Origin of the sequence: Rhodobacter sp. Har01, from assembly GCF_020564565.1 — a bacterium.
Taxonomy (GTDB): Bacteria; Pseudomonadota; Alphaproteobacteria; order Rhodobacterales; family Rhodobacteraceae; genus Pseudogemmobacter.
On sequence record NZ_JAJCTD010000004.1, the window covers coordinates 1 to 17,067 of the forward strand.

16 protein-coding genes are annotated in these 17,067 nt (G+C 68.8%); 3 read left to right on the top strand and 13 right to left on the bottom strand.

Annotated features, from left to right (window positions below):
• Positions 1–399: 399 nt before the first annotated feature.
• Together LHP98_RS10725 and LHP98_RS10730 are read right to left on the bottom strand one after the other, a co-directional pair.
• Positions 400–2,076, bottom strand: coding sequence for an amidohydrolase (locus LHP98_RS10725; protein ID WP_227252538.1), 1,677 nt, complete (start codon positions 2,074–2,076; stop codon positions 400–402).
• Between the two features lie 57 nt (positions 2,077–2,133).
• Entirely contained in the window at positions 2,134–3,111 is a 978-nt protein-coding gene (locus LHP98_RS10730; RefSeq protein ID WP_227252539.1) for an agmatinase, read from the bottom strand.
• Between the two features lie 185 nt (positions 3,112–3,296).
• On the opposite strand from LHP98_RS10730, the gene LHP98_RS10735 reads away from it, so the two are divergent.
• Positions 3,297–3,677: a bactofilin family protein gene (locus LHP98_RS10735; RefSeq protein ID WP_227252540.1), complete on the top strand. Its 381-nt coding sequence runs from the start codon at positions 3,297–3,299 to the stop codon at positions 3,675–3,677.
• Positions 3,678–3,687: 10 nt separating this feature from the next.
• On the opposite strand, the gene LHP98_RS10740 is transcribed toward LHP98_RS10735, so the two are convergent.
• Positions 3,688–4,113 carry a PaaI family thioesterase gene (locus LHP98_RS10740; protein ID WP_227252928.1) on the bottom strand — a complete coding sequence of 142 codons (426 nt, stop codon included), beginning with the start codon at positions 4,111–4,113 and terminating at the stop codon, positions 3,688–3,690.
• A gap of 61 nt (positions 4,114–4,174) precedes the next feature.
• Here LHP98_RS10740 and LHP98_RS10745 point away from each other — a divergent pair, with 61 nt between their 5' ends.
• Positions 4,175–4,966, top strand: coding sequence for an enoyl-CoA hydratase (locus tag LHP98_RS10745; protein WP_227252541.1), 792 nt, complete (start codon positions 4,175–4,177; stop codon positions 4,964–4,966).
• 74 nt (positions 4,967–5,040) lie between these two features.
• Here the strand turns inward: LHP98_RS10745 and LHP98_RS10750 are convergent, their stop codons facing one another.
• Together LHP98_RS10750 and LHP98_RS10755 are read right to left on the bottom strand one after the other, a co-directional pair.
• The gene (locus LHP98_RS10750; RefSeq protein WP_227252542.1) at positions 5,041–5,205 is read right to left on the bottom strand and encodes a hypothetical protein; all 165 of its coding nucleotides are present in this window, start codon (positions 5,203–5,205) and stop codon (positions 5,041–5,043) included.
• A gap of 174 nt (positions 5,206–5,379) precedes the next feature.
• The gene (locus LHP98_RS10755) at positions 5,380–5,628 is read right to left on the bottom strand and encodes a hypothetical protein (protein ID WP_227252543.1); all 249 of its coding nucleotides are present in this window, start codon (positions 5,626–5,628) and stop codon (positions 5,380–5,382) included.
• Positions 5,629–5,833: 205 nt separating this feature from the next.
• On the opposite strand from LHP98_RS10755, the gene LHP98_RS10760 reads away from it, so the two are divergent.
• The gene (locus LHP98_RS10760; protein ID WP_227252544.1) at positions 5,834–6,010 is read left to right on the top strand and encodes a hypothetical protein; all 177 of its coding nucleotides are present in this window, start codon (positions 5,834–5,836) and stop codon (positions 6,008–6,010) included.
• Here the strand turns inward: LHP98_RS10760 and LHP98_RS10765 are convergent.
• The 8 genes from LHP98_RS10765 to LHP98_RS10800 all read right to left on the bottom strand — a co-directional run bounded on the left by LHP98_RS10765 (position 6,007) and on the right by LHP98_RS10800 (position 17,066).
• Complete coding sequence (locus LHP98_RS10765) at positions 6,007–7,194, bottom strand: MFS transporter (RefSeq protein WP_227252545.1); 1,188 nt, start codon at positions 7,192–7,194, stop codon at positions 6,007–6,009. The genes LHP98_RS10760 and LHP98_RS10765 overlap by 4 nt on opposite strands.
• Positions 7,191–8,669 (bottom strand): carboxypeptidase M32, encoded by a 1,479-nt coding sequence (locus LHP98_RS10770; protein ID WP_227252546.1) that lies wholly within the window; start codon positions 8,667–8,669, stop codon positions 7,191–7,193. Before LHP98_RS10770 ends, LHP98_RS10765 begins: the two co-directional genes overlap by 4 nt.
• Entirely contained in the window at positions 8,670–9,857 is a 1,188-nt protein-coding gene (gene ctaA / locus LHP98_RS10775) for a heme A synthase (RefSeq protein WP_227252547.1), read from the bottom strand.
• Between the two features lie 83 nt (positions 9,858–9,940).
• Positions 9,941–11,179, bottom strand: coding sequence for a lytic murein transglycosylase (locus tag LHP98_RS10780; RefSeq protein ID WP_227252548.1), 1,239 nt, complete (start codon positions 11,177–11,179; stop codon positions 9,941–9,943).
• Positions 11,180–11,261: 82 nt separating this feature from the next.
• Positions 11,262–12,344 (bottom strand): phospho-N-acetylmuramoyl-pentapeptide-transferase, encoded by a 1,083-nt coding sequence (gene mraY / locus LHP98_RS10785; RefSeq protein WP_227252549.1) that lies wholly within the window; start codon positions 12,342–12,344, stop codon positions 11,262–11,264.
• Positions 12,345–13,787: a UDP-N-acetylmuramoyl-tripeptide--D-alanyl-D-alanine ligase gene (locus LHP98_RS10790; protein WP_227252929.1), complete on the bottom strand. Its 1,443-nt coding sequence runs from the start codon at positions 13,785–13,787 to the stop codon at positions 12,345–12,347.
• Positions 13,784–15,262: a UDP-N-acetylmuramoyl-L-alanyl-D-glutamate--2,6-diaminopimelate ligase gene (locus tag LHP98_RS10795; protein WP_227252550.1), complete on the bottom strand. Its 1,479-nt coding sequence runs from the start codon at positions 15,260–15,262 to the stop codon at positions 13,784–13,786. Before LHP98_RS10795 ends, LHP98_RS10790 begins: the two co-directional genes overlap by 4 nt.
• A gap of 13 nt (positions 15,263–15,275) precedes the next feature.
• The gene (locus tag LHP98_RS10800; protein ID WP_227252551.1) at positions 15,276–17,066 is read right to left on the bottom strand and encodes a peptidoglycan D,D-transpeptidase FtsI family protein; all 1,791 of its coding nucleotides are present in this window, start codon (positions 17,064–17,066) and stop codon (positions 15,276–15,278) included.
• Position 17,067: the final 1 nt, after the last annotated feature.

A 17,067-nucleotide genomic window follows, 5' to 3' on the forward strand; every position in this document is an offset into this window, starting at 1 on the left:
ACAAGACAGTGAAGCTGACACCTAGATCATCGGAACCGAAATCCCTACTAGGCCGATATGCGCGTTAGACGCCGATGCGCCCAAACCGCCCGCATATCCCTTCATTTCATAGCAATGTCAAAGAGCGTGGACACAAAACAAGCAGCACGCTGAAACTTCCAGCGTAACCACCGCCTTGCCTCCGGATCTTGTCTGCGAGGGTCTTCGCCTTCGCTTCCGCAACGTTCGAAACCGCGTTTCCGCGCTGCCGTCCGCTTCGGTGAGGGGCTATTTACGTCTGCCTGCCGAAGCCCGCAAGAGGAAAATCGTTCCGTGTGACGATTTTTTGTCAGACCCCCCGTTTTCCAGCGGTTTCCAGCCTCCGCTGCCCTGCTCAGGGCAACGGAGCCTGTGGAAAAGTCAGGCGAATCCCGGCGCTTGGTGGGTGACCCGGCCGCCAGCGACAGTCAGGGCGATTCCCGTCGCCCCGATTCCCATCGGCGCAATCGACTCGAGGTCGCCGTCGACCAGCACCAAGTCGGCGGCCAGCCCAGGTTTCAGCGTGCCGGTCAGGTGGTCCAGGTGCGCGGCCCAGGCCCCTCCGGCCGTATAGGCGTGCAGCGTCTCCATCAACCCCACCCGTTCGTCCGGACAACCCGCGAAGGGCACCCGCGTCAGCGCGGCCTGGATGCCCCGCATCACGTTGACGTCCGTCACCGGCCAGTCTGACGCATAGGCCAGCGGCGCGCCGGCGTCGGCCAGCGTCTTCCACAGATAGGCGTCCTTCCACCTGTCGCGATGAAACACCGTCTCCATCGTCGACATCGGGAATTCCATCGCGCCGGGCGGGTGCGGCGGCTGCACGCTGGCGGTGATGCCCAGCGCCCCCAGCCGCGGCACGTCGGCCCGGTCGATCAGTTCGATATGCTCGATCCGGTGGCGGCTGTCGCGCGGCCCGTTGGCCCGGCGCGCGGCCTCGTAGCCGTCGATGGTCACACGAACCGCCCCGTCGCCGATGGCATGGACGGCGATCTGCAACCCCCTCCGGTCGATCTCGATGCAGATCTCCTTGAACCGCTCGGGCGGAAACAGCGGCTCGCCCCGCTCGCTGGTCCCCGGATAATCGTTCAGCATATAGGCCGTGCGGCTGTCCACCACCCCGTCCTGGAACATCTTGACGAAGCCCGAGCGCACCCAGTCGCCGGTGAACTCGGCCGCCATGGCGCTGGCGCGCGACAGTTCCGACAGCGGCATCTGCGGCTTCATGTGGAAGGGCACCACGACACGCGCGGTCAGCCGGCCCTCTTCCTCCATCTCTTTCAGCAGCGCGCAGGTGTAACGGTTGCCGTCCATGTTCACCATGCTGGTGATGCCATGGCGCGCGCAATGCGCCAGCCCCGCCGCGATCTTGTCCTTGTCGGCCGCGCGCGTTGCAGCGTCGGGCCAGGGCTCCGGCTCGCCCCCGGTGGCGATGCCCAGCTGCAGATGCGCCTCGCCGCCCAGGGCGAGGACCGGCCCGAAGGCCTCGAACTCGCGCAATTCGCCGGTGGCTGTGCCGTCGTCGCCCATCACCACCACATGCCCCGGCGGCGTCTCTGCGCCATGCAGAATCCCCGCCGCTGCCAGCGCCGCCGTATTGGCCCAGACCGTGTGATGGTCAGGGGCCGTCATGGCAATCGGCCGGTCGGCAATCACCGCGTCCAGATCGTGCCGCGTCACCGGATGGTCCAGGATTTCATACGAAGCCCCCTGCGCCAGCAGGATCGGCCGGCCCGGGTTGGCCGCCGCATAGCCTGCAAAGGCCGCCTTCAAGGCCTCGATCCCTTGCACTTCACCCAGTTGCAGTTGCGCCAGCTCCAGCCCGCCCAGCACAAGATGCAGATGGCTTTCCACGAACCCCGGCAGCAGCGTCCGCCCGCTGGCGTCGATCACCCTGCACCCCGGCCCCGCCAGCGCCGCCACCTCGGCCGCCGACCCCACCGCCAGAATGCGCCCGCCCGCCACCGCCACCGCCTCGGCCCTGGGCCGCTCGGGGTCCATGGTCAGAACCCTGGCATTGCTGATGATCAGAACCGGCCGCACGTCATCTTCCTGCATTTCATCTGTCTCCAAATATCCCGCGGGGGTCCGGGGGCGCGAAGCCCCCGGCGACCCTCACCGCTGCGCGACCTGCTCGGCCATCACGCAAAGCATCTCGAACATCAGGCTGATGCCCAGCCAGGCCGTCCCGCCCGAAGGATCGAAGGGCGGCGAGACCTCGACCAGGTCCGCCCCGACCACGTCCAGCCCCCGCAACCCCCGCGCCACCTGCAACGCCTGCCAGGAGTTCGGCCCGCCCACCTCGGGCGTGCCCGTCCCCGGCGCAAAGGTCGGGTCGACGAAGTCGATGTCATAGGTCACGTAGACCGGCCCCAAGCCGACGATCTCGCGCGCTTCCGCCATCACGTCCTCGGCCCCGCGGGCATGGAATTCCGCAATCGGAATGATCCGGATGCCGTTGGCGGCCGCGAAATCCCAGTCCTCGCGCCCGTAGGCCGTGCCGCGGATGCCGATCAGGCAGTAGCGCTTGGGGTCCACCAGTCCCTCTTCCACGGCGCGGCGGAAGGGCGTGCCGTGGTTGTACCGCGAGGTGCCGAAATAGATGTCATTCAGGTCGGTGTGGCTGTCGAACTGGATCAGGCCCACCGGCCCCGGACTTGGCCGCGCCCTCGCCACCGCCCGCAGGATCGGCAGGCTGCACAGATGGTCCCCGCCCGCCGTCAGCGGCCGCACCCCGGCCGCCACCACGCGGGCATAAAACGCCTCCATCCGCGCCATCGAATCCATCAGATCGGCCGGGTTCGGCGCCACGTCGCCCAGGTCGGCACAGCGCGCCAGATCGAACGGCGCCACCCAGGTCGCCCCGTTCACCGCCCGGATCATCGTCGACAGATCGCGCAACTGCCGGGGTCCGTGCCGCGGCCCCGGCCGGTTGGTCGTGCCGCCGTCCCAAGGCGCGCCGATCAGGCCGATCTGCACCTCGGCAAAACGCGGATGATCGAAGGTCACATGCGGCAGCCGCATGAACGTCGGCACCCCCGCGAATCGTGGCAGGTCAAAGCCCGAAACCGGCCTGAAGAACGCTTCCGACATCCGGGCCTCCTGTCCAACGGCGCGATTCGAGCGTCATAGAACCACCCCGTCCACGGCCTGTCAGGCCCGCCTGCGACATCGCAGAGCGGGTTTTCCGCCGGCAGGGCCTCCGGACACTCGCCTCCCCCTTGACCGCCGCCCGCCGATTTCACCTTATCAGGGCAAGCCAGACAGGGATTGCCCAGATGTTCTCCAAGACCGCCGATCCGACCGCTGCGCCGCCGCCGTCGCCGCGCCCCACGTCCGGAACGAACGCCAGCCGATCCGTCCTTGGCACCGACCTGCGGATCACCGGCGAGATCAGCGCAGCCGGCACCATCGAGATCTTTGGCGAGATCGACGGCAACCTGACCGCCGACACGCTGATGGTGGGCCAGGAGGGGCGAATCTCCGGCTCGGTCACCGCGCAGGCAGTCGAGGTCAAGGGCCGGCTCGACGGCAAGGTCGACAGCGGCAGCTTCACCATGCGCTCGACCGCCCAGGTGGCGGCGGATGTGGTCTACACCACGCTGGTCATCGAAAGCGGCGCCCATATCGAGGGCCGGTTCTCGCGTCCCAAGGTCTGATGGCCCGGCATCAGCCGCGGGTCGGCGGAATCGAATAGGTCAGGCTGGCCCGCGCGACGGGTTCGGCGTGGCCCTCGCTGACGATCATCGCGTCGCCCACCGCAAGCGCGCGGCCCAGCTTCAGCAGCCGCGCTTCGGCCATCAGGTCATAGCCCGCAGACGGCTTGCGCATGAAGTCGATGGCGCAGTTCGTGGTCACCGCCAGCGCCACCGGGCCGATGCGGCTGAGAATCGCCAGGTACATCGCCACATCGGCCAGCGCGAACATCGACGGGCCGCTGACCGTGCCGCCCGGGCGCAGGTGCCGCTCGGCCACCTTCAGGCGCACGCGCACCCCCTGCTGATCGGCCCGTTCCACCGCGAAATCTGCCGCCACTTGCCCGAAATCGCGCTTGAGGAACACCTCCAGCGCGCGCGCATCCATCCTCAGTTCCACCAAGGCGCTTCCCCTTGCCGCGTCCCGCCCCTACCCTGCCGCGAAGCCAAGGGGGGACGCAATGACCGAGCCGCTGATCCTGCGCACCGACGATGCGGGTGTCGCCACGCTGACGCTGAACGCGCCGGCAAGCCTGAACGCGCTGTCCGATGCCATGCTTGCCGCGCTGGCCGATGCCTTCACGGAGCTGGCGCGCGACGCCGCCACCCGCGTGGTCATCCTGAGGGGGGCGGGGCGGGCGTTCTGCGCCGGCCATCACCTGAAAGAAATGCAGGCTGCCCGCGCTGCCGCCGACAAGGGCGCGGCCTATTTCGCCGACCTCTTTGCCCGCTGCGCCGCGGTGATGCAGGCCATCCCGGCCCTGCCGCAACCGGTCATCGCGCAGGTCCACGGGCTGGCCGCTGCCGCCGGATGCCAGCTTGCCGCCTCCTGCGATCTGGTCACCGCCGCCTCGGATGCACGATTCGGGGTGAACGGGATCAACATCGGCCTGTTCTGCTCGACACCGATGGTCGCGCTCACCCGCAAGGTGGCCTCCGGCGTGGCCTTCGAGATGCTGACGACGGGCGAATTCCTCCCGGCCGGGCGCGCGCGCGAGGTGGGCCTGGTGAACCGCGTCGCCCCGCCGGATGAGTTGGACCAGGTCACCCAGGAGCTTGCCCGCACCCTGGCGGCCAAGCTGACCGCCGCCGTCCGGATCGGCAAGCGGGCCTTCTACGACCAGCTTGGCCTGCCGCTTGACCTGGCCTATGCCCGCGCCGGCGCTGCGATCGTCGAGAACATTCTCTGGCGCGACACCGAAGAAGGCATTGCGGCCTTTCTGGAGAAGCGCGCGCCGGACTGGCACACGTAGTGCGGCAAGGGGGCTGCACCGACCCCGGGGTCACAGGGGCCGGGCAAACCTTGCCCGGCCATCATCGTCACATGTCACTCGGCCGGCACCGCAGCCGCCGCCGCCAGCTTCTCGCGCTCGCGCCGCGCGCGGGAGTCGCGCAGCAGGCGCTCGGTCTGCCGCATGTTCACATAGGCGAAGGCCATGACGAACCCGAGCGTTCCGAGGGCCAGGATCATCTTCAGAGTGATTACAGACATCAGTCAGCTCCCTTGGAGGAATGGTTGATCGTGCAAGGTTTACGCGGGCATTGAAAAAACGGATCATCTGCGATTCAAGATTTTTGCAGGCCAGCACCTGACCCCGCCGGCCACTCTGGCCGGACCGAGCCAACGCTTTGAAGCGACTTCAAGAAGCGACAGAAACGACAGGCGTCAGTTGACCACCAGGATGACCAGCAGCAGGAATGCCAGCATCCCGACCACCCCCGCCTGCGCAAAGACCAGGCTGAGGAGGAACAGAGCAGCCAGCGTCGCCAGCACCACCCCTGCCTGCTCGCGCGGGGCAAGCGCCGCAATCCACGCCTCGACCTCTTCCGCCTTGTGGCGGCGCGTTATGCCGGCGATCAGTGCACTGGCCACGCGCCGTGCGCTGCGTCCCATGGCATTCAGCGGGCTGCCCATCCTTGCTCCTCGTGTCGGCCTGTTTACAGCCGGTAGATATTGCAGAACTTCGCGTCGAGATAGTCAAGCAGCGGTTCGGCCGTCGGTTCGAACCCGCAGGCCAGCGCGATAAGCCCGCGCCGGGTCATCTGCGCCGTCCCGCTGCACTGTCTTGCGCAGACACATGGTCGCGGGCGAGGGGCCACCGCCGGCCGTCCGATCGTCCATGTCCGGCAGGTCCGCCGGCCACATCGGCAAGCGCGCTTTCCGTGACCAGCCAGGCGAAAAGCCTGACCAGTCCTATTCCCGGGCCAGGCGGGTGATGCAGGAGAACATGCTCTGGGACGACACCACCGAAGGCGCCGTGGCCTTGCTCGAAAAGCGCAAGCCCGACCGGGCCTAGCGGCGCGCCAGCAGCCAGACTGCCAGCGCCAGCCCGGCCAGGGCCATCGCCAGGCAGGCAGCATAGACCAGCCCCGGCCCGCCCGCGGTCAACAGCGCCGCGCCAACCGAGGGCGCCGCCGCCGCCGCCAGGATCGGCGCCACCGCCACCGCGCCGGATACCGCGCCAAAGCCGGTCCGCCCCAGCACTTCGGCAATCAGCACCGGCCGCAGGATCGAGACCAGCCCGATCCCCGCCCCCTGCACCACGGCAAAGGCAAAGATCAGCGGCATCGCCAGCCCGGCCAGCCACAGCAGCGCCCCCGCCACGACGATTGCCGCCAGCGAGGCGCGCGTCGCCTGCGCGGTGCTGACCCGCGGGCCGGCCAGCAGCAGCGCCAGCCGCCCCGCCACCTGCGCCGGGCCGATGCAGGCCGCGGCCAAAGCGGCCAGCCCCGCCCCCGCGCCGCGGTCGACAAACAGCGGCAGGACATAGGTGATCAGCACGCCATGGTTCAGGTAGATCAGCCCGAAGGCCGCCGCGATCATCCAGAACTCGGGCCGCCGCATCGCCGCCCGCGCCGCCCCCGGCGGGTCGGGCGGCAGGCCCAACCCGGCAGCGCGCGCCTTGCCGCGCAACCGGCGGACCGCCAGTGCGTTCACCGGTACAACGCCGACCAGGATGATCGCGGCAAAGACCACCAGCGCCCCCTTCCCGCCCAGCGCCTGCCCCAGGGCATGGCCCAGCGGAAAGGCCAGCGTCCCGGCGAACCCCGCCACCAGCGTGACGCGGGTGATCGCCGCCCGCGCGCCGGTGCCCAGCCGCCGGGTCAGGAAGGCAAAGCAGGTCTCGTAGAGGCACCCCGCCTGCCCCAGACCGATCACCGCCCAGGCCGCTAGCCACCCCAGCGGCCCGCCCGCCATCCCCAGCGCCGCCACGCCCGCCGCTGTGACGGCCGCGGACCAGACCAGTACCTCGCCGCCCAGGCCCCGGTCGACGAGCCGCCCGGACAGGGGCGTCAGCGCCGCCATCACCACGAAGGCCAGCGTCGGCCCCGCCGCCAGTTGCGCCTTGGTCCAGCCGGTCTCGGCCTCAAGCGCCGGCAGCAGCGCAGGGAAGGCATAGTAGCTGCCGGCGTAGACCAGCGTCTGGCCCAACGCCAGCAGCCAGACCGCCGCCGCATCGTCGCTGGCTGACGCCGTCACACGCCGTAGATCCCGCCGAACTTGGCCTCGAGGTACTCCAGCAGCGGCCCGGGAGACGGTTCGAACCCGCAAGCCTGCTCGATCACCTCGCGCGGGGCCATCAGCGCGCCGTGCCGCTGCACCTTTTCGCGCAGCCATTCGGTCGCCGGCGAGGGGTCGCCCCTGGCCATCCGGTCGTCCAGATCCGGCAGGTCGGCCCGCAGCGCCTTGTGCAGGCAGCCGGCATAGACATTGCCCAGAGTGTAGGTCGGGAAGTAGCCGAACAGGCCCACCGACCAATGCACATCCTGCAGCATCCCGTGGCTGGGCCGGTCCACCGCCACGCCGAAATCGGCCAGGAACCGGTCGTTCCACGCCGCCTCAAGATCGGCCACCTCCAGCGCGCCCCGCATCAGCGCGCGCTCCAGATCGAACCGCATCATGATGTGCAGGTTGTAATGCACTTCATCCGCCTCGGTGCGGATGAACCCCGGCCGCACCCGGTTCACCGCGCCGTAGAACCCTTCGGCCGAGCCGATGCCGAAAGCGCCGAAGCGGTCGCGCATCTCGGCATAAAGCCAGCCGGTGAAGGCGGCGCTGCGGCCCAACTGGTTTTCGTAGATCCGGCTCTGGCTTTCATGCACCCCCATCGACACGCCCTGGCCGATTGGCGTCAGCAGATAGTCGGGATCGACGGACTGTTCATAGGCGGCGTGGCCGACCTCGTGGATGGTGGAATAGAGGCAGTTGAACGGGTCGGATTCCGACACCCGCGTGGTGATCCGCACATCCTGCCCAGACCCTGACGAGAACGGATGCACCGCGATGTCGATCCGCCCGCGGCTGAAGTCATAGCCGAAGGCGGCGGCCACATCTCGCGACAGGCGCAACTGCGCCTCGGCGCCGAAACTGCCGTCAAGTGCCACCGGCTGCCGGGCCGCCCCCAGCAGCCGCGCGCGCAAGGCCACCAGCCGCGGCCGCATCGCATCGAACATCGCCGCAATGTCGGCGCCGGTCATGCCCGGCTCATAATCATCCACCAACGCGTCATAGGCGTCGCCGCCCTGCGCCAGTGCGGCCCCCTCCTCGCGCTTCAGCCTTATCACCTCGGCCAGCGTGGGCAGGAAGGCCGCCACGTCATCGGCCGCCCGCGCCTCGGCCCAGATGCCCTGCGCCACGCTGGTCACCCGGGCGATTTCCTGCGCCAGTTCGGCCGGCACCTTGGTCGCACGGCTGTGCGCCCGCGCCACCCGCGCCACCTGCGCCTTGGCGACGGCGCCCTCAGGCTGGACCGCGTCCAGCCATTCGGCCACCCGCTCGTCAGTGCGGCGGCTGTGCAGCACGCCCTCCATCGCCGCCATCTCCTCGCCGCGTTGCAGGGCGGCGCCGCGCGGCATCACGGTTTCCTGGTCCCAGCTCAGTCGGCCGGCGACCGACTCCAGCGCCGCCGTTTCGCGCGCATGCGCCAGCAGCGCCTCATAGGCATCGTTCCGCATCTATGCCGTCCCTTTCCGGATCGACCCCGCCACGGGGAATTTCGCCAGATGCCGGGCCCGCAGGATCAGCACCCAAAGGACCACCGCGCCGATCTGGTGGGTGATCGCCACATGCAGCTGCGCCGCGGTCAGCACCGCCATGATGCCCAGGCCGACCTGCGCCAGCAGCATCAGCAGAACCATGTGGAAGGCGAACCGCGTCTGGCCATGCGCCGACTTGCGGCCCATCGCCCAGGCCACGATGCCGAAGACGAACAGCAGATAGCCCGCCATGCGGTGCAGGAACTGCACCAGGCCGGGATTTTCAAAGAACGCATGCCAGGCCGCCTTGGTGCCGCCCTGCCCGTCCGGGACGTAGAAGGCATCGGCGGGAAAGAAGCTGTCGCCCATCAGCGGCCAGGTCGGAAAAGCGCGGCCGGCGTCGATGCCGGCGACCAGTGCGCCCAGCAGGATCTGCAGGAAGGCAAAGTGCATCAGCCCGGTCGCCAGCCCGGCCAGCTTCGCCTCGCGCCCGCGCCGGGCGGTCATCAACTCGGCCTCGCTGCGGCCCAGCAGCAGGACATAGGTCGCCAGCAGACCCAGGATTGCAAAGCCGAGGCCAAGATGGATCGCCAGCCGGTAGGAGGCCACATCAACCATGTCCCCGGTCAGACCGGAGCGGACCATCCACCAGCCAACCGCACCCTGAACGCCGCCAAGAAGGCCGACGCCCAGCAGCCGCCCGGTCCAGCCGGTCGGAATCGAGCGCCGCACCAGAAACCACAGGAACCCCACCGCCCAGACCAGCCCGATCAGCCGGCCCAACTGCCTGTGCCCCCATTCCCACCAGTAGATCGTCTTGAACTCTTCTATGGAAATCAGGCTGTTCTGCAGCGCGAATTCCGGCGTCGCCTTGTACTTATCGAACTCTGCCGTCCAATCGGCCTCGCTCAACGGCGGCACCACGCCGGTCACCGGCTTCCATTCGGTGATCGACAGCCCGCTGTCGGTCAGCCGGGTCAGCCCGCCGACCAGGATCATCGCCGCGACCAGCACGAACAGCACCATCAGCCAGCGCCGGATCGCCCCGCGCGCGCCCTTCGGGCGGCTGTCGATCAGCCCGCCGCCACCCGGTCCCGCCTTCACCGGCTTCGGCGGCGGCGGCGTCTGGTCCGAGACCTCTTCGAAGATGCTGCGTTTCTGGGCCATGCCGCCCCCCTGTTCGTTCGGCCCGGACACTAGGCCCCCGGTCCGGCCCCTTCAAGGCCCTGCGGCAAGTGGCCCATCGCCGGTCAGCGCCGCAGCAGGGCCAGCAAGGCGGGCGTAGCGGTCCCGGTCATCGGCAGGCCCCGGCTGGCCTCGAAGGCCTCGATGGCGGCCTTGGTCTTGGCCCCCATCACTCCGTCGCTGCCGCCGGTGTCATGGCCTTTCGCCGTCAGCAGGCGCTGGATCTCTTGCCGGTCGGCCTTGGTCAGGCCGCTGGCATCGGGGCCAAAGTTGCCCCGGATCGCCTCGCCGCCACGAATCCGGTCGCTCAGGTGGCCGACGCCGATGGCGTAGTTCTCGGCGTTGTTGTAGCGCAGGATGACGGCGAAGTTGCGGGTCAGCAGGAAGGCCGGGCTGCCCAGACCCCCCGGCGCAACGATACTGCCGCTTGCCATACGTTCGCCAGACGCGGGCCGTACGCCAAGCATACGCCAGTCGTCGGCCGATTTCGCCTTGCCGCGGCCCAGCAGACCGGTCGGAAAGCCGGCCGGCAGGGTGACCTCCATCCCCCAGGGCAGGCCCTTCTGCCAGCCGGATTTTGCCACGTAGTTGGCGGTCGAGGCCAGCGCGTCCGAGGGGTCCTCCGACCAGATGTCGCGCCGCCCGTCGCCCGTCCAGTCGGCGGCATAGGCCAGGTAAGCGGTTGGAATGAATTGCGTATGCCCCATGGCGCCGGCCCAGCTGCCGGTCATCCGGTCAGCCGCGATGTCGCCGTTCTGGATGATCTTCAAGGCCGCCGTAAGCTGGCTTTCGAAGAACTCCGCCCGCCGCCCGTCAAACGCCAGGGTGGCCAGCGCCGAGATCACCGGCACATTGCCCCGGCGCGTGCCGAAGTAGGACTCCATCCCCCAAAACGCAGCAATGACATGGGCTTCCACCCCGTACCGTGCCTCGATCTGAGCCAGCAGCCCGCCCAGCGAGGCGAATTTCTGCCGTCCCATCGCCACCCGCTCGTCCGAGGCGGCGATGGACAGGTAGTCCTCCAGCGTGCGCTTGAACTCGGTCTGGTTCCGATCCTTTTCAACCACTTGCGGCAGGAACCCCGCCCCGCGGAAAGCCGCGTCCATGGTGCTGCGGGAAATCCCCCGCCCCGCCGCCCGGTCACGATAGGCCGCGACCCAGGCGTCGAACGCCGGGTTCGGCACCGGCCGCGGCGGAGCCGCCTCGCCGCCCGCGCCGCGCGCACCCCCGCCCGACCCGCCGCCGATGCAGCCCGAAAGCAGCGCCCCCAGCGCCGTCAGCCCCAATGTCCGCCGTGTGATCATCTGCCCGCCCGCCCGTGTTCTGGTCTTGCCTGCGGCCAGACTAGACCAGGACACCTGCCGGTCAAACCCCGGCCACGCCCGGTCAGCGGAGTTTCAGCGTGGCCAGGCCGACCATCGCCAGGATCAGCGAGATGATCCAGAACCGGATCACGATCTGAGGTTCGGCCCAGCCCTTCTTTTCAAAGTGATGGTGGATCGGCGCCATCAGGAAGATGCGCTTCTTGGTGGCCTTGTAGTACAGCACCTGGATGATCACCGACAGCGCCTCGACCACGAACAGCCCGCCGACGATCGCCAGCACGATCTCGTGCTTGGTGCAGACCGCCATCGCGCCCAGTGCGCCGCCCAGCGCCAGCGATCCGGTGTCGCCCATGAACACTGCCGCCGGGGGGGCGTTGTACCACAGGAACCCCAGCCCCGCGCCGAACAGACCTGCGGCGAAGATCACCAGTTCCGAGGTTCCGGGCACGTAGTGAACGTCGAGATACTGGGTGAAGTCCACCCGGCCCACCGCATAGGCGATCACCCCCAGCGTGCCGCAGGCGATCATCACCGGCATGATCGCCAGCCCATCCAGTCCGTCGGTCAGGTTCACCGCATTCGCCGCGCCGACGATGACGACCATGCCGAAGGGCACGAAGAAGACACCCAGGTTCAGCAGCGCGTCCTTGAAGAACGGAAAGGCCAGCTGGTTGGTCAGATCATCGGGGTGAAACATCGCGGCGGCATAGGTTGCCAGACCTGCGATCAGCAGCCCAAGCAGGAAACGCACCCGTGACGAGACCCCCTTGGTGTTCTGCTTGGTCACCTTGGCGTAGTCGTCAGCGAAACCGATCAGCCCGAAGGCCAGCGTCACCAGCACCACGATCCAGACATAGACATTGTCCAGCCGCGCCCACATCAGCGTCGAGACGAGCAGCGCCGACAGGATCAGCAGGCCCCCCATGGTTGGCGTGCCCGCCTTGGCGAAATGGCTTTGCGGCCCATCGTCACGGATCGGCTGGCCCTTGCCCTGCTTTCTGCGCAGAAGGTTGATCAGCGGCCGGCCGAACAGGAACCCGAAGACCAGCGCGGTGACGAAGGCGCCGCCCGCCCGGAAGGTGATGTAGCGAAACAGGTTGAAGACGTCGCCGCCATCTGAAAATCCGGTCAGCCAATACAGCATTCACTCGGTCCCTTCTGCCGTCGGCGCGGCTTGGCCCATTTTGCGCAGGGCGTCAACGACCAGACTGACCTTCGACCCCTTCGATCCCTTGACCAGCACGATATCCCCCGCGTCGAACAGGCTGCGGGCACGGGCCGCCAGTTCCGGCGCGGTCTCGACCCAGTCGCCCCTTTGCGCCCGCGGCAGCACCTGCCACAGGTTCTTCATCCGCGGGCCGACGCAATGGATGATCGACACCGCCGCCAGCCCCGGATGTCGGGCGATGTCCAGGTGCATCGCGGTTTCGTCCGGACCCAGTTCCAGCATGTCTCCCAGGATGGCGATGCGCCGCCCGTTGCCCACCCGCCCGATGCCGTCGGTGGGCCGGGCGGCGATCAGCACCTCCAGCGCTGCCGCCATCGAGGCGGGGTTGGCGTTGAAGGCATCGTCGATCAGGTCGAAGAAGGTCTCTTCGACCGGGTCCAGCAGGATGCGCTCGCGCGTGCCGCGCCCGGCGGGCGGCACCCAGCGGCCGATGTCGTGCGCGGCGATCATGGGATCGGCGCCCAGCGCCTCGGCCGCTGCCAGGGCGCCCAGCGCATTCATCGCGAAATGCCGGCCCGGCGAAGACACCTTGACCAGGAACGGCAGCCCGCCGCGACGGGCTTGGATGACGGTGGTGTCATCGACGATGCGCGCCTCGATCAGCCGATAGTCGGCCGCCTCGGCCGCGCCGAACAGCACCATGCGGGCGCCGCCAGAGCGGGCGCGGTCCACGATCAGGTGTGTGACCGGCAGGTCGGCATTGACCACCGCCACGCCGCCCGGTTCCAGCCCGTCGAAGATCGCGGCCTTTTCCGCCGCGATGCCTTCCAGGCTGTCGAAGGCCTCAAGATGCGCGGCGGCCACCGTGGTGATCATCGCCACATTCGGCCGCGCCAGCCGCGACAACGGCGCAATCTCGCCGGGGTGGTTCATGCCGATCTCGATCACCGCGAAGTCGGTGTCGACCGGCATCCGCGCCAGCGTCAGCGGCACGCCCCAGTGGTTGTTGTAGCTGGCCTCGGCGGCATGCACCCGGCCCTGGCCGGCGAGGACTGCCCGCAGCATTTCCTTGGTCGAGGTCTTGCCGACCGAGCCGGTGACGCCGACCACCCGCGCCCCGGTCCGCGCCCGACCCGCCGCGCCCAGCCGCGCAAGCGCGGCCAGAACATCGTCAACGATCAGCAGTGGTGCATCCGCGGCCAGGCCTTCAGGCACGCGGGATACCATCGCCGCCGCCGCGCCCTTTGCCAGCGCCTGCGCCACGAAATCGTGCCCGTCGCGCACGTCGGCCAGCGCGACGAACAGATCGCCCGGTTGCAGGCTGCGGGTGTCGATCGACACGCCCTGCGCCTCCCACGCGCGCGTGCTGCGCCCACCGGTTGCCTTTGCGGCCTCGTCCGAGGTCCAGAGCGCCATCAGATCACCCCATCCAGTGCCGCCACCGCGATAGAGGCCTGTTCGACGTCATCGAAGGGGAAAATGTCGCCCTTGATCACCTGCCCGGTTTCATGCCCCTTGCCGGCAATCAGCAGGGCATCGCCCGGCTGCAAGGCATCGACCGCCCGCAGGATGGCCTCGGCGCGGTCGCCCACCTCGTTCGCCTCCGGGCAGGCCGCGAGAATGGCCTTGCGGATATCCCCGGGGTCTTCGCTGCGCGGGTTGTCGTCGGTGACATACAGCACATCGGCATGGGCCTTCGCCGCCGCGCCCATCAGGGGGCGCTTGGTGCGGTCGCGGTCGCCGCCGGCGCCGAAGACGATGATGATGCGGCCCATCACATGTGGCCGCAGGGCGCGAAGTGCGGTCTCGATGGCGTCGGGCGTATGAGCGTAGTCGACGAACACGCTGGCCCCGTTCGCCCGCGTCGCCGCCCGTTCCATCCGGCCGCGCACGCCGGTCAGCCGGGGCAGCACCGCCAGCACTGCCTCAGGGTCATCACCGGCGGCGATGGCCAGCCCGGCCGCGACGGCCACGTTCTCGGCCTGGAAGGCACCGATCAGGCCAAGCCGGGTCTGTACCGCCCGGCCCTGCCACAGATAGCGCACCTCCTGCCCGGTCGCATCGGGTCGGATGCCGCCGATCTGCAGGTCGGCGCCCGGCCCTTTGCCAACGGTCAGCACCCGCAGGCCCCGGTCCAGCGCCAGTTCGGCCACGTCCGAGCCCTTGGCGCCGTCAAGGTTCACCACCGCCACCCCGTCCTCGGGCAAGAGCCGGGTGAACAGCCCCGCCTTGGCGGCGAAGTAGGCCTCCATGGTGTGGTGGTAATCCAGATGGTCCTGCGTCAGGTTGGTGAAGCCGGCTGCGCGCAGCCGCACCCCTTCCAGCCGGCGCTGGTCCAGCCCGTGCGAGCTTGCCTCCATCGCCGCGTGCGTCACCCCTGCCGCCGCCGCCTCGGCCAGCATCTTGTGCAGCGTCACCGGGTCGGGTGTGGTGTGCGATGATGGCGCGGACCAGGCGCCTTCGACGCCGGTGGTGCCGATGTTGATCGCCGGATGCCCCAACTCGGCCCAGATCTGCCGGGAGAAGGTGGCGACCGAGGTCTTGCCGTTCGTCCCGGTGACCGCGACCATGGTTTCAGGCTGTGCCCCGAACCACAGCGCCGCAGCATAGGCCAGCGCCTCGCGCGGGTCGTCGGCGACGACCAGCGCCACCGACGACAGCACCAGCGCCTCGGCGGCGATCACCGCCCCCGTCGCGTCGGTGAGGATCGCCGCCGCGCCGGCCTGCAGGGCCTGCGGGATGAAGTCGGCGCCGTGCCGCGCGCTGCCCGGCAGCGCCGCAAACAACACCCCGGGGCGCACGGCGCGGCTATCTGCGGTGACCCCCGACAGCACCGGATCGCGCCGGTCGCGCGCCTTCAGCCCCAGTTCCGAAAGCCGCTTGCCCTGCGCCATGTTTCGCCCCCGCTCAGTTCTCGGCGGCTGTTAGCGTAGTTCCGGCGACGGGTTCAACCTTGGGCCGCAGCCCCAGCAACGGTGCCACCCGCCGGATCATCTCGGCCGCAACCGGGACCGAGGTCCAGCCCGCGGTCCGCCGCACCGGCGAGATCATCGTGTTGATCGGCTCGTCCAGCGTCACGATCAGCACATAGCGCGGCGCACTGGCGGGGAACATCGCGGCGAAGGTGTTGATCACCTTGTCCTTGTAATAGCCGCCCGACTTCTTGGGCTTGTCGGCGGTGCCGGTCTTTCCGGCCACCTCGTAACCCTCGACCTCGGCAAAGGACGCCGTGCCGTCGGTGACCACGCGGCGCAGCATCTTGCGGGCCTCGGCCGCCACGTCCTCGGACAACACCCGCACCCCCTTCGCCGCCCCTTCCCGCTTCAGCAGCGTCGGTTTGAGGTAGATGCCGCCATTGGCGATGGCCGCATAGGCAGCGGCAAGGTGCATCGGACTGGCCGACATCCCGTGACCATAGGCGGTGGTAATGGTCACGATCTCGGGCCAGCGCTTGGGGATCAGCGGTTTCGCCCCCGGCGCTTCGATCAGTTCCAGTGCGGTCGGTTCGAAGAAACCCATGGATTTCAGGAAGGCCTGCTGCCGCAAAGGGCCGATCATCAGGGCGATATGCGCCGTGCCCACGTTCGAACTCTTGGCGATCACGTCGGTGACCGACAGCAGCGGGCCGTAGTTCTTGCCTTCGAATTCCTTGATCTTGTGCTTGCCCCAGATCATTGGCGCATTGGCATCGACCATGGTGTCCGGGTTCACCAGGCCCAGCTCCATTGCCTGCGCGACGGCAAAGATCTTGAAGGTCGAGCCCAACTCGTAGACCCCCTGAACCGCCCGGTTGAACAAGGGGCTGTCGCCCGCTTCGGCATCCTTGTCGATCAGCGGCGAGGGCCGGTCGTTCGGATCGAACGTCGGGGCCGAGGCCATGGCGACGATCTCGCCGGTCTGCACGTTCATCAGGATGGCCGCGCCGCCCTTGGCGTTCATCATGCCGATGCCGGCGGCCAGCACCTCTTCGACCGTCGCCTGCACCGACAGGTCGATCGAAAGCTGCAGCGGCGCGCCCGCCTGGGCCGGATCGCGCAGGCGCGCGTCCATCGCCTTTTCCACCCCGGCGGTGCCGATCACCTCGGCCGAATGCACGCCCTCGGCGCCGAAGGAATAGCCCCCCAGCACATGCGCGGCGAGGCTGCCGTTGGGATAAAGCCGCATTTCGCGCGGGCCGAACAGCAGGCCGGGATCGCCGATTTCATGCACCAGCTGCATCTGTTCGGGCGACAGCACCTTTCGCACCCAGACAAAGCTGCGGCCGTCGGTGAACCGCCGCTCCAGCGCGGCGGCGTCAAGGTCGGGGAAGATTTCCGCCAGTTTCGCCGCGGTGCCCTTGGGGTCCACCATGTCCTTCGGATGGGCGTAAAGCGCATGCGTGGTCATGTTGGTGGCCAGGATGCGTCCTTCGCGGTCCACGATGTCGGCCCGCTGCGCAACGATTTCGGCGCCCGGCGCGCTGGCCACCGGTTCAACCGGGACCGAGGCCGCAAGGTGGCCCATCCGCACGCCGATGGTCAGATAGGCACAGCCGAAGGCCACAGCCAGCAGCGCCAACCGAGACGAGGCGCGGCCCTGGGTCTTTTCGCGCAGGGCTTCGTGGCGCTGCGCAAGGTTCTCGCGCTCGATCAGGTCGGGGCTCTCGCCGCGCTGGCGCGCCAGCAGGATCCGGGTCAGCGGGCGAAGCGGCGTGCGCATG

Bases quoted from the DNA above. Each gene is read 5' to 3' on its own strand.
- LHP98_RS10725 (WP_227252538.1), bottom strand. From the start codon at position 2,076: ATGCAGGAAGATGACGTGCGGCCGGTTCTGATCATCAGCAATGCCAGG.
- LHP98_RS10730 (WP_227252539.1), bottom strand. From the start codon at position 3,111: ATGTCGGAAGCGTTCTTCAGGCCGGTTTCGGGCTTTGACCTGCCACGA.
- LHP98_RS10735 (WP_227252540.1), top strand. From the start codon at position 3,297: ATGTTCTCCAAGACCGCCGATCCGACCGCTGCGCCGCCGCCGTCGCCG.
- LHP98_RS10745 (WP_227252541.1), top strand. From the start codon at position 4,175: ATGACCGAGCCGCTGATCCTGCGCACCGACGATGCGGGTGTCGCCACG.
- LHP98_RS10750 (WP_227252542.1), bottom strand. From the start codon at position 5,205: ATGTCTGTAATCACTCTGAAGATGATCCTGGCCCTCGGAACGCTCGGG.
- LHP98_RS10755 (WP_227252543.1), bottom strand. From the start codon at position 5,628: ATGGGCAGCCCGCTGAATGCCATGGGACGCAGCGCACGGCGCGTGGCC.
- LHP98_RS10760 (WP_227252544.1), top strand. From the start codon at position 5,834: ATGTCCGGCAGGTCCGCCGGCCACATCGGCAAGCGCGCTTTCCGTGAC.
- LHP98_RS10770 (WP_227252546.1), bottom strand. From the start codon at position 8,669: ATGCGGAACGATGCCTATGAGGCGCTGCTGGCGCATGCGCGCGAAACG.
- ctaA (WP_227252547.1), bottom strand. From the start codon at position 9,857: ATGGCCCAGAAACGCAGCATCTTCGAAGAGGTCTCGGACCAGACGCCG.
- LHP98_RS10780 (WP_227252548.1), bottom strand. From the start codon at position 11,179: ATGATCACACGGCGGACATTGGGGCTGACGGCGCTGGGGGCGCTGCTT.
- mraY (WP_227252549.1), bottom strand. From the start codon at position 12,344: ATGCTGTATTGGCTGACCGGATTTTCAGATGGCGGCGACGTCTTCAAC.
- LHP98_RS10795 (WP_227252550.1), bottom strand. From the start codon at position 15,262: ATGGCGCAGGGCAAGCGGCTTTCGGAACTGGGGCTGAAGGCGCGCGAC.
- LHP98_RS10800 (WP_227252551.1), bottom strand. From the start codon at position 17,066: ATGCGCACGCCGCTTCGCCCGCTGACCCGGATCCTGCTGGCGCGCCAG.